This is a genomic window from Streptomyces sp. NPDC022910, assembly GCF_055561075.1.
Window position 1 is genome coordinate 94,415 of record NZ_JBVHHL010000010.1, and the last position, 14,973, is coordinate 109,387.

Sequence of the window (14,973 nt, forward strand, 5' to 3'; positions counted from 1 at the left end):
CTTCGGGTGAAACGGTGGGGCGTCAGGTGGACGGCACGGGGAGGACGTCCGGGGAGAGGGCCGCCGCGCGGGCGGTGGCGGCCGTCATGCGGCGCCTGTGGTGGCGACGGCAGAGGACCTCGTACCCGATCTCGTCCGCGGACTGGTTGACGTCGCCGACGACGACCTGGGCGCCCTCGACCACCATCACCCCGCCGACCGTGCGGGCGTTGTGCGTGGCGCGGGCGCCGCACCAGCACAGGGCCTCCACCTGGAGGACCTCGACCCGGTCGGCCAGCTCCACGAGGCGCTGCGCCCCGGGGAAGAGCTTGGTGCGGAAGTCGGTCGTGATACCAAAGGCGTAGACGTCGAGGCCGAGGTCGTCGACCACGCGGGCGAGCTGGTCGATCTGCTCCGGCGCCAGGAACTGTGCCTCGTCAGCGATCACGTAGTCCGCGCGCCCGCCCTGCGAGAGATGCTCGACGACGTACCCGTACAGGTCCTGCCCGTCCGCCACCTCCACCGCGTCCGTGACCAGACCGAGCCGTGAGGAGAGCTTGCCCTCGCCGGCCCGGTCGTCGCGCGTGAAGATCATGCCCTGCAGTCCCCGCGCGGAGCGGTTGTGTTCGATCTGGAGGGCCAGCGTCGACTTCCCGCAGTCCATCGTTCCGCAGAAGAACACCAGCTCGGACATGGGGAGTTGAGGACCTTTCGGGGAAGGGTTCAGGGGCGTGCGGGATCTTCGGGAGCGTACTGGGCGCGGGAGCGCGCCCCGCGCTCAGGTACGCACTTCCAGCAGCGGCACCAGCTGCTCCACGGCCGTCATCGAGCCGTGGTTGCCGACCATCGCCGACTCCTTCGGCTCCCGCTCGGACGCGATGATGAGCACGTCGTCGCGGGCCGCCGCGACCACGTCGCCGATGCGCGCGTACACGCGGTCGTCGATGCGCGGGCCGAACCAGCCCGCCTCGATCGCCTCGTCCCGCGAGGCCACCCAGAACTGCTCGCCGAGCACCTCACGCCAGCAGGTCAGGACGTCGTTCTCGGCGCCCGGCAGGGCGTACACGTGCCGGGCGCGCCCCTCGCCGCCCAGCAGGGCTACCCCGGCGCGCAGCTCCCAGTCCTCGTCGAAGTCGATGCGGTGCCGCTCGTCGAACGGGATGTCGATCATGCCGTGGTCCGCGGTGACGTACAGGGCGGTGCGCGGCGGCAACTGCTCGGCAAGCCGCTGGACGAGCCGGTCGACGTACATGAGCTGGCCGCGCCAGGCGTCCGAGTCGACGCCGAAGCGATGGCCGGCGCCGTCGAGCTCGGCGTAGTATGTGTAGACCAACGCACGGTCGCCGACGGCGAGTTGCTCGGCCGCCAGGTCCATGCGGTCTTCGCCGGTCAGCCGCCCGAGGAACGTTCCGCCGCTGAGCGCGACCTTGGTGAGCGGGGTGTGCTCGAAGGTCGGGGAGGTGACCTGCGCCGTGTGGACGCCGGCCGCGTCCGCGAGCTCGAAGACCGTCGGATACGGCTGCCAGGCGCGCGGCTCCGTCCAGGGCTGCCAGCGGAGCTGGTTCATCAGCTCACCGGTCTCCGGGTTGCGGACCGTGTATCCGGGCAGGCCGTGTGCGCCGGGCGGCAGGCCGGTGCCGACCGAGGCGAGCGAGGTCGCGGTGGTGGCCGGGTATCCCGCGGTGATGGGTCGGCTGGTGCCGCCGCGCGAGGACGCCAGGAGCGAGGTCAGGAACGGCGCGTCATCGGGATGCGCTCTCAGCTGCTCCCAGCCCAGCCCGTCGATCAGGAACACGCAGTTGCGGTCGGCCGCGGTCAGTTCCGGTATGGCGGCGGTCTGGCCGGGGACACCCATCCCCGCGGCCAGGGTGGGCAGGAGATCGGCCAGCGAACCGGTGCCGTACTCGGGGAGCGGCGCGGAGCCGGCGGCGAGCGGCTCCGGGTGGTCGTCCCAGGTGGTCAGGGCCATCAGCGGGTGACGTCCGCGGTCGCCTCGGAGAGGGACTGCGCGAAGGCGAGCGCCTGGCGCACCGTCTCCGGGCCGTCCCCGGCCTCGCTGACGCGCAGGCTGAGGTCGTCCGCCGTCGAGCTGCCCGTGTAGCCGTGGTCCGCCTCACAGTTGGGGTCGCCGCAGGCGGCGGGCTCCAGGTCGATGCGGGAGACCGCGCCCCAGCCGATGGTCAGGACGATCTCGCGGGGCAGCTTGCCCGGCGTGTACGACTCAGGGTTGGCGACGACGCGGCTGACGACGACCGACGAGATCCGGCCGAGCTTCACCGATTCCGTGGATGTCGTCGCGTACGGCGTCGGGGAGGTGTCGTCCGCGGCCTGCTCATCGGTGTGGCTGACGATGAAGCGGGTGCCGGTGAGGACCAGCACGGTCACGTGGCGGCGCACCTCGTTCGCGTCGAACGTGGTCTCCTGGTGGACCAGGTACGACCGGATGGGCTCGCCACCCACCGCGGCATCCACCGCCTCGGCAACGAGAGCCGGGTAGTAGCCGCTGCGCTCGATCGCCGTGCGCAGCCCCTGGGTCGTCGTACTGGTCTTGGCCATGACGTCCATCCTACGGTGGCGCACTGACTGCGAGGCACCGCTCGCCACCGGTCAGTACACCGGCAGCCTCCTCGGGCCGAGGTCGTCGCGGGCGGGAGGGGGCGCGAGCCGCACGGTGGCGCCGAGCACGCTGAGGCCGCGGGTGGCGACGACGACGGGCTCCAGGGTGACGGCGACGACCTCCGGATGGTCGTCGACCAGCCGCGACACGCGCAGCATGAGCTCTTCCAGGGCAGGCGTGTCCACAGGGGCGGAGCCGCGCCAGCCGAACAGGAGGGGGGCCGTCCGGATCGACCGGACCAGGGAGGTGGCATCACGGTCGGTGACCGGAATCAGTCGGTGCGCGGTGTCACCGAGGAGCTGCGAGGCGGCCCCGGCGAGCCCGAACGACAGCACGGCCCCGGCCGCCGGGTCGATGACGGCCTGGAGGATCGTGTCGACGCCGCGTGGCGCCATTCCCTGGACGACCGGCCGCAGCTCCTGTGGTCGGCCGAACAGCCCGGTCAACTCCGTGTACGCCCGCCGCAGTTGTTCCTCGTCGGCCAGGTCGAGCCGTACGCCGCCCAGGTCGGCGCGGTGCCGCAGGTGCGGGGCGGTGGCCTTGAGGGCCACCGGGTAGCCGATCGCGCGGGCGGCCTCGACGGCGGCCTCGGGCGTGGGCGCGGGCAGCGCCCTGCGCACGTGGATGCCGTACCGAGTGAGCAGGTCACAGGTCTCGTCGGTGCCGAGCGTCAGCCCCTGCCCGCGTGCGAGCAGCCCGTGGATCAGCTCGGCCGTGCCCTTCTCGTCGATGTCGTCGTACTCGGGCACCTTGCCCGGTTCGACGACCTCGCGGCGCCACTGGGCGTACTTGACGGCTTCGGCAAGGGCCCGGACGCCGCGCTCGGCGGCGGGGTAGGCGGGGATGAGACGGGCCTCGTCCGATGCCTCCACCGCGGCGGGCAACCGTTCCGCCGGCCGTGGAAGGTCGCCGCGCTGTGCCTGTGGTGACGTACTGGCCGCCGCGGACAGCGCCTGCGCTATCCCACCCAGCTCCACGTGCACCACGAGCACGGGCTTGGCGGGAGCCGTGGCCGCCGCCGACCGCAGCGCGTCCGCCAGCGCGGCGTCCCGTGTCGAGGCCTCGCCGACTGCCGGTATCGCCGTCACCACGACGGCGTCGCACCCGTCGTCGGCCAGCGCCGCGACCAGCGCCCGGTGGAAGTCCTCGGCCGACGCCCCCGTCGTCAGGTCGAGCGGCGGCAACGGCCGCAGCCCCTCGGTCAGGCACGCGTCGTACGTCAGCAGCCCCAGCGACTCCGAGTTCCCGAGGATCGCCACCCGCGGTCCCGCCGGCAGCGGCTGCCGGGCCAGCAGCAGCCCCGCGTCCACCAGTTCCGTGATCGTGTCCACCCGGATCACGCCGGCCTGCCGCAGCAGCGCGGACACCGTGGCGTGCGGCAGCCGCGTGGCCCGTACGGCATGGCCCTGCGGGGCGCCGCCGTGCCGCGCCCCCTGCACCACGACCAACGGCTTGGCGGCCGCCGTGCGCCGCGCGAGCCGGTTGAACTTGCGCGGGTTGCCGATGGTCTCCAGATACATCAGGGCGACATCGGTGTCCGGGTCGTCGTACCAGTACTGGAGCACGTCGTTGCCCGACACGTCCGCCCGGTTCCCGGAGGAGACGAAGGTGGAGACACCGGTGACCCCGGTGACCCCTCCCCCGCGCCGGTGCAGCCGCGACAGGAGGGCGATACCGATGGCGCCGGACTGCGCGAAAAGTCCTATGCGTCCGGGGCGCGGCATCTCGGGCGCGAGGGACGCGTTGAGCCGGACCTGCGGCGAGGTGTTGATGATCCCGAAGGCGTTGGGCCCGATGGTCCGCATCCCGTACGACCGCGCCTGCCGCACCAGCTCCCGCTGCCGCTCGCGACCGTCGGGACCGCTCTCGGCGTATCCGGCGGATACGACCACCAGCCCCTGCACCCCGTGTTCGCCGCACTCGGTGACGACCTCGGGGACGCGCTCGGCGGGGACGGCGACGACGGCGAGGTCGACTGGCTCGGTGATGTCGCTGACCGAGCGGTGGGCGGGCACCCCGTCGAGTTCCTTCTGTCCTTCGGGGAAGGCCCTGTTCACCGCGTACAGGCGGCCCGTGTACCCGCCGTCCTTCAGGTTGTCCAGAACGCTGCGCCCCACTCCCCCGGGAGTGCGGCCCGCACCGATGACGGCAACCGAGCCGGGAGCGAGCAGCCGCTGCACGGACCGCGCCTCCGCCCGCTGCTCCCGGGCGCGCTGCACGGCCAGCGACCGGTCGGTGGGCTCCAGGTCGAATTCCAGGCGTACGACGCCGTCCTCGAAGCTGCGCTTCTGCTGGTACCCGGCGTCCGTGAACACCTTGATCATCTTCGTGTTGGCGGGCAGCACCTCCGCGGCGAACCTGCGGATGCCGCGCTCCCTCGCCACCGCGGCGATGTGCTCCAGCAGGGCCGACGCGACCCCGCGACCCTGGTGCGCGTCCTGCACCAGGAAGGCGACCTCGGCCTCGTCGGCGGGCGCGGAGGCGGCCATGCCGTCGGCGCCAATGCGGTCATAGCGTACGGTTGCGATGAACTCGCCGCCGACCGTGGCCGCGAGTCCCACCCTGTCCACAAAGTCGTGGTGCGTGAAGCGGTGGACGTCCTTGGCGGACAGGCGGGGGTACGGCGCGAAGAAGCGGTAGTACTTCGACTCGTCGGAGACCTGCTCGTAGAAGCTGACGAGGCGCTCGGCGTCATCGACGGTGATAGGCCTGATGCGCGCGGTGCCGCCGTCGCGCAGCACCACGTCGGCCTCCCAGTGGGCGGGGTACTCGTGCCGGTCCGACGCGGTCTGCATGGGCCCCAGAGTAAGGCTCGCGTCCGACACCGGCGCGAGGCAGGCTGAGGGCACCGAACCGGGCCCGCCATGGGACCGACCCACGCCCCTTCCTGGGCGCGCTTCACATATGGAACACTGGTCTAGACAACCCTGATACACCTGAAGGGCAGCATCACATGGCTGAGCGCCGCGTCAACGTCGGCTGGGCCGAGGGCCTCCACGCCCGCCCCGCCTCCATCTTCGTCCGGGCAGCCACGGCCTCCGGCGTCCCCGTGACCATCGCCAAGGCCGGTGGCAACCCCGTCAACGCTGGGTCCATGCTCGCGGTTCTCGGCCTGGGTGCCCAGGGTGGCGAGGAGATCGTCCTCGCCTCGGACGCGGAGGGCGCGGACGCCGCGCTGGACCGTCTGGCCAAGCTGGTCGCCGAGGGTCTCGAGGAGCTTCCCGAGACCGTCTGACCCTTCGGGTGTCACCGCACGGCGGAGCCGCGTCGCCCTCACGGCGGACGCGGCTCCGCCGTGTTCGCTCCCCTTCACGGAAGCCGTTCGCGCGGCGCGCCGGTGCCGCGATCACGCAGCGCATGCACATCGAAGGGGACGCAGCCGTCGGGCGTCACGCACGGGCTCTCCTCCGCTCCGGGGAGTTCCCGGCGCACAGAGTTCTCGTGCGGACCGCCACCCTGCGTCGCCACCCGCGCGGGGAATTCGGCAGGCCACGCGAAAAGCGCGCAAGGGCACACGGAAATCGCACGCAACGGATTTCCGGGACGCGCGAAAACAAGGGCAGCCGAAATAGACCTCCGCCGAATATCCCTCTTTGTATACGGCGCCTGTGTTAATGCCGCAGCCCCGACATGTTTACGGCATGTTGCGAAGTTCTCACACTGTCCACCCGGTCTCCCACACCGGGAAAGCGCAGCCGGTGCGCGGACGTCGCGCGCTCGGTGTGCAGCGCCGTGATCGCCCGCGCCCGCTCGCTGTCCCCGCGCGCGACGGCGTCCACGATGCCGCCGTGCTCCGCCCAGGACTCCACGGGGCTGGCCGGCGCCTCGACCGCGTACATCCAGGCGATCTTGTGCCGGAGTTGGGCGAGCGTGGAGGTCAGCGCGGGGCTCCCGCAGGCCTGCGCGAGCGTCTCGTGGAACCACCCGCCCAGGGAGCGCAGATCGTCGCTGTTGCCCCTCCTGGCCCGCTCCTGGCCCAGTCTGACCAGGCCGCGCAGCACCTTGAGGTGGGCCTCGGTGCGGCGCTGCGCGGCCCGTGCGGCACCCAGCGGCTCCAGCAGCATCCGCATCTCCAGCAGGTCGGCGGCCTCCTGCTCGGTGGGCTCCGCCACGCACGCGCCCGCGTGCCTGCGGGTGATGACGAAGCCCTCGGCCTCCAGCGTGCGCAGCGCCTCGCGCACGGGGACACGGGAGACGCCGTACCGGCGCGCGAGCAGTTCCTCGGTGAGCCGGCCGCCGCGCTCGTAGACACCCGCGACGATGTCATCACGAATCGCCGTGCATACCGAGTGCGCCGGAATACGCATGTCCGACCTCCGCCTTAATCCCCGTGAAACGTCGTCGAGTGACACGTGTTCAACCGACTCTATTGCAGCGGGCCGGAATTTCCGACGGCGGGCCTGAATCCATGGATATTTTTTGGACAGACGGCAGTTCGAAACGACGACGGCCCCGGCTCATGAGCCGGGGCCGTCACGTTCGCGCGGAACCGTGGAAGGCAGGTGTCAGACGTTCACACCGTGTGACCGGAGGTATGCCAGGGGATCGATGTCCGAGCCGTACTCCGGGGACGTACGAGCCTCGAAGTGCAGGTGCGGCCCGGTGACATTGCCCGTGGCCCCGGAGAGGGCTATCTGCAGGCCCGGGGTGACCCTCTGGCCCACGGAGACGCCGATGGACGACAGGTGGCCGTACTGCGTGTAGGTGCCGTCGTTCATCTTGATGACGATCTGGTTGCCGTACGCGCCGCCCCAGCCCGTCTCGACGACCGTGCCGGAGCCGACCGCGTGCACGGGCGTACCGCTGGCGGCGTGGAAGTCGATGCCGGTATGGCTGCCGGAGGACCACAGGGAGCCGCCGCTCTTGTAGCCGGTGGAGACGTAGGAGTTGAAGATCGGCGCCACGAACGCGTTCAGGCGTCGGCGCTCGGCCTCCCGGGCGGCCCGGGCCTTGGCCTCGCGCTCCTTCGCGGCCTTCTCCGCGGCCCGCTTGCGCGCGGCCTCCTCGGCCTTCTTCTGCTCGGCGGCCTGCCTCTGAGCGGCGGCCTGGGCATCGATCTTCTGGGCGACCGAGTCGCCCAGGGAGACGGCCCGCATCAGTCCTGTCTGCTCGACGGAGTTGCCGGCGGCGAGCGCCGGGGCGGCCAGGGCACCGATGACGCCGGTGGTGGTGAGCGCCGCGACGCCCACGGCGTTCGTGGTCGTGCGCTTCACGCGGCCGGGACGACGGTGCTTCCCGTTGGCGCAGGTGAACGCCATGAAATGGCTGGTCCTTTCCTTCCCTCTCGCCTACCGGGTTAGCTGACGGGTTCGGAGCAGGAAGGTCTCCTACGGGCTCGCGCCCGATTCACCCCAGGGACTTGGGCCCGCCGACCGCGAAGGCGGCGACAGGAGGGTGGGTCCCCGGCTCCCCTGGCTCGCGCCGTACGGGGACTCGGCGATGACTGTCCGGTGCCGCGGATGCGGCGCACTGCCTGACGGCAGCCCGGAAGACGCTAAGAGGGCCACCTTTCCAACACCAAACCGATCAGAGCGTTTGTAGCGCATCCCACAGGGCAGAGAGGCAGCCTCTATGGCAATACGGACAAACCGCCAAGAAGGCAGAGGCCCTGGTGACAGAAAAGTCACCAGGGCCTCGCGAGGTCACTGCTCGACGCGCGTATGCCCTTCAACGGGGCCACGCCCACCCGGGGGGTCTGCCCCGCGCGCGTGCGGCGTCGCTCTACTCGGCCGCCACGACGCTCACTTCACCGATACCGAGCGCCTTGACGTGCTCCTCGATCTGCGCGGCGTCGCCCACCAGGACGGTCACCAGACGGTCCACCGGGAACGCGTTCACGACGGCAGCCGTGGCTTCCACCGTGCCCGTGGCGGCCAGTTCCTGATAGAGCGTCGCCTGGTAGTCGTCGGGAAGGTGCTGCTCGACCTGGTCGGCGAACGTGCTCGCGACGGCCGCAGCGGTCTCGAACTTCAGCGGTGCCACGCCCACCAGGTTCTGCACCGCGACGTCGCGCTCGGCATCCGTGAGGCCCTCGGCGGCGAGGGTGCGCAGCACCTTCCAGAGGTCGTCGAGCGCCGGGCCGGTGTTCGGCGTGTCGACGGAGCCGCTGATGGCGAGCATCGCGGCGCCCGTGCCGTCGGGCGCGGAGCGCAGCACCTGGCCGAACGCCCGCACCCCGTAGGTGTAGCCCTTCTCCTCACGCAGGACCCGGTCCAGGCGGGAGGTGAGGGTACCGCCGAGGCAGTACGTGCCGAGCACCTGGGCGGGCCACACGCGGTCGTGCCGGTCGGCGCCGACCCGGCCGATCAGCAGCTGCGTCTGGACCGCGCCCGGGCGGTGCACGATGATCACGCGGCCGGTGTCGTCGGCGGTCACCGGGGGCACGGGACGCGGCTTGGCAGGCGCGCCCGTCCAGGCGCCGAGGGTCTCCCCGAGGAGTGCGTCGAGGTCGAGCCCGGTGAGGTCGCCGACCACGACGGCGGTGGCCGTCGAGGGGCGCACATGCCGCTCGTAGAAGGCGCGGACGGCGGCGGAGTCGATGTTCGCGACCGTCTCCTCGGTGCCCTGGCGCGGGCGCGACATGCGCGAGGACGCCGGGAAGAGCTCCTTGGAGAGCTCCTTGGCGGCGCGGCGAGCCGGATTGGCGGTCTCGTGCGGGATCTCGTCCAGTCGGTTGCGTACCAGGCGCTCGACCTCGCTGTCCGCGAACGCCGGCGACCTCAGGGCGTCGGCGAGCAACCCGAGCGCCTTCGAGAGGCGGGAGGCGGGCACTTCGAGGGAGAGACGGACGCCGGGGTGGTCGGCGTGCGAGTCGAGGGTGGCGCCGCAGCGCTCCAGCTCGGCGGCGAACTCCTCGGCGGAGTGCTTGTCGGTGCCCTCGGAGAAGGCGCGCGCCATGATCGTGGCGACGCCGTCGACGCCGGCCGGCTCGGCGTCCAGGGGCGCGTCGAGGAGCACCTCGACGGCGACGACCTGCTGACCGGGACGGTGGCAGCGCAGCACGGTCAGGCCGTTGTCGAGCGTGCCGCGCTCGGGCGCAGGGAACGCCCAGGGCCTGGCCTCGCCGGGCCGGGGCTGCGGGTGGAACTCCATGGTCGCGAGCTCGGTCACTTCGCCGACTCCTCGTTCTCGTCGGTGGTTTCGGCGGCTGCCTGGGCCTCTGGTTCGGCCGCGACGGGCTCGTACACGAGCACCGCGCGGTTGTCGGGGCGCAGACGGGCCTTGGCGACCTCCTGCACCTCCTCGGGCGTGACCTCGAGCACGCGCCGGACGGCGGTCAGGGCGAGCTGCGGGTCGCCGAACAGCACGGCGTACCGGCACAGTTCGTCGGCGCGGCCTGCGACCGTGCCGAGCCGGTCCAGCCACTCGCGCTCCAACTGGGCCTGGGCGCGCTCCATCTCCTCAGTGGTGGGGCCCTCCTCGGCGAACCGGGCGAGCTCCTCGTCGATGGCCGTCTCGATGACCGGCACCTCGACGTCTCCGGACGTCTTCACGTCCAGCCACCCCAGGGAGGGCGCTCCGGCGAGCCGCAGCAGGCCGAACCCGGCGGCGACAGCGGTGCGGTCGCGTCGTACGAGCCGGTTGTAGAGGCGCGAGGACTCGCCGCCGCCGAGGATGGTGAGGGCAAGGTCGGCCGCGTCGCACACGCGTGTGCCGTCGTGCGGCAGCCGGTAGGCGGCCATCAGGGCGCGCGCCGGGACCTCCTCCTCGACGACCTCGCGCAGCTGCTCGCCGATGACGTCGGGCAGCGAGCCGTCGCGCGGCTCGGGCTTGCCGTCGTGGGACGGGATGGACCCGAAGTACTTCTCGATCCAGGCGAGCGTCTGCTTGGGGTCGATGTCTCCGACGACGGAGAGAACGGCGTTGTTGGGCGCGTAGTAGGTGCGGAAGAAGGCGCGCGCGTCCTCCAGGGTGGCCGCGTCCAGGTCCGCCATCGACCCGATCGGCGTGTGGTGGTACGGGTGGCCCTCCGGGTAGGCGAGCGCGGTCAGCTTCTCGAAGGCCGTGCCGTACGGGACGTTGTCGTAGCGCTGGCGGCGCTCGTTCTTCACGACGTCCCGCTGGTTCTCCATGGACTCGTCGTCGAGGGCGGCGAGCAGGGAGCCCATACGGTCGGCCTCCAGCCAGAGGGCGAGCTCCAGCTGGTGGGTGGGCATGGTCTCGAAGTAGTTGGTGCGCTCGAAGCTCGTCGTGCCGTTCAGCGAGCCGCCGGCACCCTGGACCAGCTCGAAGTGGCCGTTGCCCTTGACCTGGCCCGAGCCCTGGAACATCAGGTGTTCGAAGAGGTGGGCGAGGCCGGTGCGCCCGTGCACCTCGTGGCGTGAGCCGACGTCGTACCAGAGGCACACCGCCGCGACCGGGGTCAGGTGGTCCTCGGAGAGCACCACGCGAAGCCCGTTGGCCAGGCGGTGCTCGGTCGCTGTCAGGCCCCCGGAGCCTGCCTCGGCTGTGGCCGTGTGACCCATGGGCATGTACATCCCTTCGCTCGCGGAAGCTGTCGCGGAAACCCGCGGTTTCCTGCCGGTCCTGTCACTGTATGCAAGCGTGCCGACCAGTGGACAAGTTCCCGGGCGGCGTACGCCGAGAGCGAGACCGCGATTACGGCGGGTGGAGGGCGAAACGCGGGGTTGACGGCGGGGGCAACCGGCACCGGACGGGCACCGCGACGGGAGTCCCGGGACACCTTCTGCCTGGGCGAAGTGCGCTGGGAGACGGGTACTGGTCCGTGTTGTCGGTGCGGCGGTCCACAATGGTCCGCGTCAGATTCGTTCATGCCCCGCACAGACTGTGAAGGAGCCGGCAGCGATGGCCCGCCGCAGCACGAAGACCCCGCCGCCCGACGACTCGTACGAGGAGAAGATCCTCGACATCGACGTAGTCGACGAGATGCAGGGCTCCTTCCTCGAGTACGCGTACTCGGTCATCTACTCCCGGGCCCTGCCGGACGCACGCGACGGCCTCAAGCCGGTGCACCGGCGGATCGTCTACCAGATGAACGAGATGGGGCTGCGCCCCGACCGCGGCTACGTGAAGTGCGCCCGTGTCGTCGGCGAGGTCATGGGTAAGTTGCACCCGCACGGCGACGCGTCGATCTACGACGCCCTGGTGCGCATGGCCCAGCCCTTCTCGATGCGCGTCCCCCTGGTCGACGGCCACGGCAACTTCGGCTCGCTGGGCAACGACGACCCGCCGGCCGCCATGCGGTACACCGAGTGCCGCATGACCGAGGCGACGAGCCTGATGACCGAGTCGATCGACGAGGACACGGTCGACTTCGCACCCAACTACGACGGCCAGGAGCAGGAGCCCGAGGCCCTCCCGGCCGCGTTCCCGAACCTCCTGGTGAACGGCGCGTCCGGCATCGCGGTCGGCATGGCCACGAACATGCCGCCGCACAATCTCGGCGAGGTCATCGCGGCCGCCCGCCACCTGATCCGCCACCCGAACGCGGATCTGGACACCCTGATGAAGCACGTCCCGGGCCCCGACCTGCCTACCGGCGGACGGATCGTCGGCCTCTCGGGCATCCGGGACGCGTACGAGACGGGCCGCGGCACCTTCAAGATCCGCGCCACGGTATCCGTCGAGGACGTGACGGCGCGCCGCAAGGGCCTGGTCATCACGGAGCTGCCCTTCACGGTCGGCCCGGAGAAGGTGATCGCCAAGATCAAGGATCTGGTCGGTTCGAAGAAGCTGCAGGGCATCGCCGACGTCAAGGACCTCACCGACCGTGAGCACGGACTGCGCCTGGTGATCGAGATCAAGAACGGCTTCGTGCCGGAGGCGGTCCTCGAGCAGCTCTACAAGCTGACGCCGATGGAGGAGTCCTTCGGCATCAACAACGTCGCACTGGTCGACGGCCAGCCGCTCACGCTGGGCCTCAAGGAACTGCTCGAGGTCTATCTGGACCACCGCTTCGACGTCGTCCGGCGTCGCTCGGAGTTCCGCCGCGGCAAGAAGCGTGACCGGCTTCACCTGGTCGAGGGCCTGCTCACGGCACTGGTGGACATCGACGAGGTCATCCGCCTGATCCGCTCCAGCGAGAACTCGGCGCAGGCCAAGGAGCGCCTGATGGAGCGCTTCTCGCTGAGCGAGGTCCAGACGCAGTACATCCTCGACACCCCGCTGCGCCGCCTCACCAAGTACGACCGGATCGAGCTGGAGGCGGAGAAGGACCGGCTCAACGCCGAGATCGCGGAGCTGACCCGGATCCTGGAGTCGGATGCGGAGCTGCGCAAGCTGGTGTCCGCCGAACTGGCCACGGTGGCCAAGAAGTTCGGCACGGAGCGGCGCACGGTGCTGCTGGAGTCCGCCGGCGCCCCGGCGCCGACGGTCCCGCTCCAGGTCGAGGACGCCCCGTGCCGAGTGCTGATGTCGTCGACGGGCCTGCTGGCGCGCACTGCGAACGGCGACCCGTTCGAGGAGGACACCGACGGCAAGCGCGCGAAGCACGACGTGATCGTCTCCGCTGTTCCAGCGACGGCGCGCGGCGAGGTGGGCGCGGTGACATCCGGCGGACGGCTGCTGCGACTGAACGTGATCGACCTCCCGCAGCTGCCGGAGACGGCGACCCGGCCGAGCCTCTCCGGGGGCGCGCCCGTCTCGGAGTTCATCTCCCTGGAAGCGGACGAGACGGTGGTCTGCCTGACCACGCTGGACGAGGCCTCCCAGGGCCTCGCGCTCGGCACAGAATGGGGCATCGTCAAGCGTGTGGTCCCCGACTACCCCGCGAACAAGGAGGAGTTGGAGGTCATCACCCTCAAGGAGGGCGACCGGATCGTCGGCGCGGTCGAACTGCGCACGGGCGAGGAGGACCTGGTCTTCATCACGGACGACGCACAGCTGCTGCGTTTCCAGGCGTCCCAAGTGCGGCCGCAGGGTCGGCCCGCGGGCGGCGTGGCGGGCATCAAACTGTCGGACGGCGCGAAGGTGCTTTCCTTCACGGCGGTGGACCCGTCGGAGAACGCGGTGGTCTTCACGGTCGCCGGCTCGCGTGGCACGCTGGACGACTCGGTCCAGACGACCGCCAAGATGACGCCGTTCGACCAGTACCCGCGCAAGGGCCGGGCCACGGGCGGCGTGCGCTGCCAGCGGTTCCTGAAGGGCGAGGACTGCCTGTCGTTCGCCTGGGCGGGCGAGACCCCTGCCCGGGCGGCGCAGAAGAATGGCATGCCGGCCGAGCTGCCGGAGCTCGACCCGCGGCGCGACGGCTCGGGTGTGTCGCTGCCGAAGACCGTCGCGGCGGTGGCGGGACGGGTGTGATCAGCCCTCGAGGTCACCGAGGCTCGTGAGAGCCTCGGTCTCCTTGTCCTGCACATAGCGAAGGACGCCCCACATGCTGTGCTCGTCGGCCTGTGGGGCGTCGTCGCTGCACCCCTCCAGCTCCTTGCGCAGGGCGGCGGTGTCGATGCCCGACCCGATGAGCACGAGCTGGGTGAGCCGCTCGCCGCCGGCCTCCCACGGTTCCGGGTAGAAGCGCAAAAACCGCCCCACCGCATGCACGGCGTACCTGTTGCGTGGATCGGCGGCGCCGAAGTCGACGTACCCCTTGATCCGGTAGAGGCCCTCAGGCCTGCTGTCGAGGAACTCCAGCAGCCGCCGGGGGTTCATGGGCACGTCGGAACGGAAGGACAGGCTGTCGTACCCGGCGTGCAGATGGGCGTGGTGAGGGCCCTCATCCCCGTACTCATCCCCGTACTCATCCCCGTGCTCGTCGTCGTGCCGGTGGAGGTCGTCGAAGGAGAGCTGCCCGATCCGTTCCTCGGCGGGCCTGCAGTCGAAGAGGAACTCGGGGTCGATGCGCCCATAGGCGGCCGGGACGACGGCGGCGCCGCCGGTGAGCGACTGGACGAGCCGCAGGACCCGCTCGCTGTCGTCGGCCCGGTCCGTCTTGTTGACGACGACGAGATCGGCGAGGGCGAGATGGCGGTCGAGTTCGGGATGCCTCTCCCGGGTGGCGTCGAACTCCACCGCGTCGACGACCTCGACCAGTCCGCCATAGACGACCCTGGGCTGCTCGCTGGCGAGCACCATGCGGACGAGTTCCTGGGGTTCGGCCAGGCCGCTCGCCTCGATGACGATGACATCGATGCCGGCGGAGGGCTGGGCAAGTCGGTCGAGACAGAGGTCGAGTTCACTCGCGTCGACAGCATAGCAGAGACACCCGTTGCCCAGGGAGACGGTGGAGTCCCCGAGCGCCCCGGCGACGGCCATGGCATCGATCTCGATGTCCCCGAAGTCGTTGACGACGGCGCCGATGCGGCTACCGGCGCTGTGGTGCAGAAGGTGGTTGAGCAGCGTGGTCTTGCCCGAGCCCAGGAATCCGGCGAGTACGACGACCGGGATCTGCTGCGGACTCGACGACTGGCTCAACGTGC

General features: G+C 70.9%; 11 protein-coding genes and 1 riboswitch. Of the genes, 2 read left to right on the forward strand and 9 right to left on the reverse strand.

Features of this window, described 5'->3' with window-relative positions; all coding sequences use genetic code 11:
* Window positions 1-22 precede the first annotated feature (22 nt).
* From ACZ3TS_RS12740 to ACZ3TS_RS12755, 4 genes are all read right to left on the reverse strand, one after another.
* Window positions 23-673: a thymidine kinase gene (locus ACZ3TS_RS12740; RefSeq protein ID WP_467616722.1), complete on the reverse strand. Its 651-nt coding sequence runs from the start codon at window positions 671-673 to the stop codon at window positions 23-25.
* Window positions 674-757: 84 nt separating this feature from the next.
* Entirely contained in the window at window positions 758-1,948 is a 1,191-nt protein-coding gene (locus ACZ3TS_RS12745) for an alkaline phosphatase family protein (RefSeq protein WP_467616724.1), read from the reverse strand.
* Window positions 1,948-2,535 carry a DUF5998 family protein gene (locus tag ACZ3TS_RS12750; RefSeq protein ID WP_467616726.1) on the reverse strand — a complete coding sequence of 196 codons (588 nt, stop codon included), beginning with the start codon at window positions 2,533-2,535 and terminating at the stop codon, window positions 1,948-1,950. The genes ACZ3TS_RS12745 and ACZ3TS_RS12750 overlap by 1 nt, the downstream gene beginning before the upstream one ends.
* A gap of 51 nt (window positions 2,536-2,586) precedes the next feature.
* Window positions 2,587-5,391, reverse strand: a complete 2,805-nt coding sequence (locus ACZ3TS_RS12755; RefSeq protein WP_467616728.1) for a bifunctional acetate--CoA ligase family protein/GNAT family N-acetyltransferase — start codon at window positions 5,389-5,391, stop codon at window positions 2,587-2,589.
* 158 nt (window positions 5,392-5,549) lie between these two features.
* On the opposite strand from ACZ3TS_RS12755, the gene ACZ3TS_RS12760 reads away from it, so the two are divergent.
* Window positions 5,550-5,831, forward strand: coding sequence for an HPr family phosphocarrier protein (locus ACZ3TS_RS12760; RefSeq protein ID WP_366479307.1), 282 nt, complete (start codon window positions 5,550-5,552; stop codon window positions 5,829-5,831).
* Between the two features lie 376 nt (window positions 5,832-6,207).
* On the opposite strand, the gene ACZ3TS_RS12765 is transcribed toward ACZ3TS_RS12760, so the two are convergent.
* From ACZ3TS_RS12765 to ACZ3TS_RS12780, 4 genes are all read right to left on the reverse strand, one after another.
* A complete protein-coding gene (locus tag ACZ3TS_RS12765) occupies window positions 6,208-6,903 on the reverse strand; it encodes a GntR family transcriptional regulator (RefSeq protein ID WP_467616730.1) in 696 nt (231 codons plus the stop codon).
* A 198-nt stretch (window positions 6,904-7,101) separates the two neighbouring features.
* Entirely contained in the window at window positions 7,102-7,854 is a 753-nt protein-coding gene (locus tag ACZ3TS_RS12770) for a M23 family metallopeptidase (protein ID WP_467616733.1), read from the reverse strand.
* Window positions 7,855-7,866: 12 nt separating this feature from the next.
* Window positions 7,867-8,045: riboswitch (cyclic di-AMP (ydaO/yuaA leader) on the reverse strand.
* A 272-nt stretch (window positions 8,046-8,317) separates the two neighbouring features.
* Window positions 8,318-9,706 (reverse strand): M16 family metallopeptidase, encoded by a 1,389-nt coding sequence (locus ACZ3TS_RS12775; RefSeq protein WP_467616735.1) that lies wholly within the window; start codon window positions 9,704-9,706, stop codon window positions 8,318-8,320.
* On the reverse strand, window positions 9,703-11,067 hold the full coding sequence (locus ACZ3TS_RS12780) for a M16 family metallopeptidase (RefSeq protein WP_467616738.1): 1,365 nt from the start codon (window positions 11,065-11,067) through the stop codon (window positions 9,703-9,705). The genes ACZ3TS_RS12775 and ACZ3TS_RS12780 overlap by 4 nt, the downstream gene beginning before the upstream one ends.
* A 334-nt stretch (window positions 11,068-11,401) precedes the next feature.
* Between ACZ3TS_RS12780 and ACZ3TS_RS12785 the strand changes: the two genes are divergently transcribed.
* The gene (locus tag ACZ3TS_RS12785) at window positions 11,402-13,858 is read left to right on the forward strand and encodes a DNA gyrase/topoisomerase IV subunit A (protein ID WP_467616740.1); all 2,457 of its coding nucleotides are present in this window, start codon (window positions 11,402-11,404) and stop codon (window positions 13,856-13,858) included.
* Here the strand turns inward: ACZ3TS_RS12785 and ACZ3TS_RS12790 are convergent, their stop codons facing one another.
* A complete protein-coding gene (locus ACZ3TS_RS12790; RefSeq protein ID WP_467616743.1) occupies window positions 13,859-14,968 on the reverse strand; it encodes a CobW family GTP-binding protein in 1,110 nt (369 codons plus the stop codon).
* Between the last annotated feature and the right edge of the window lie 5 nt (window positions 14,969-14,973).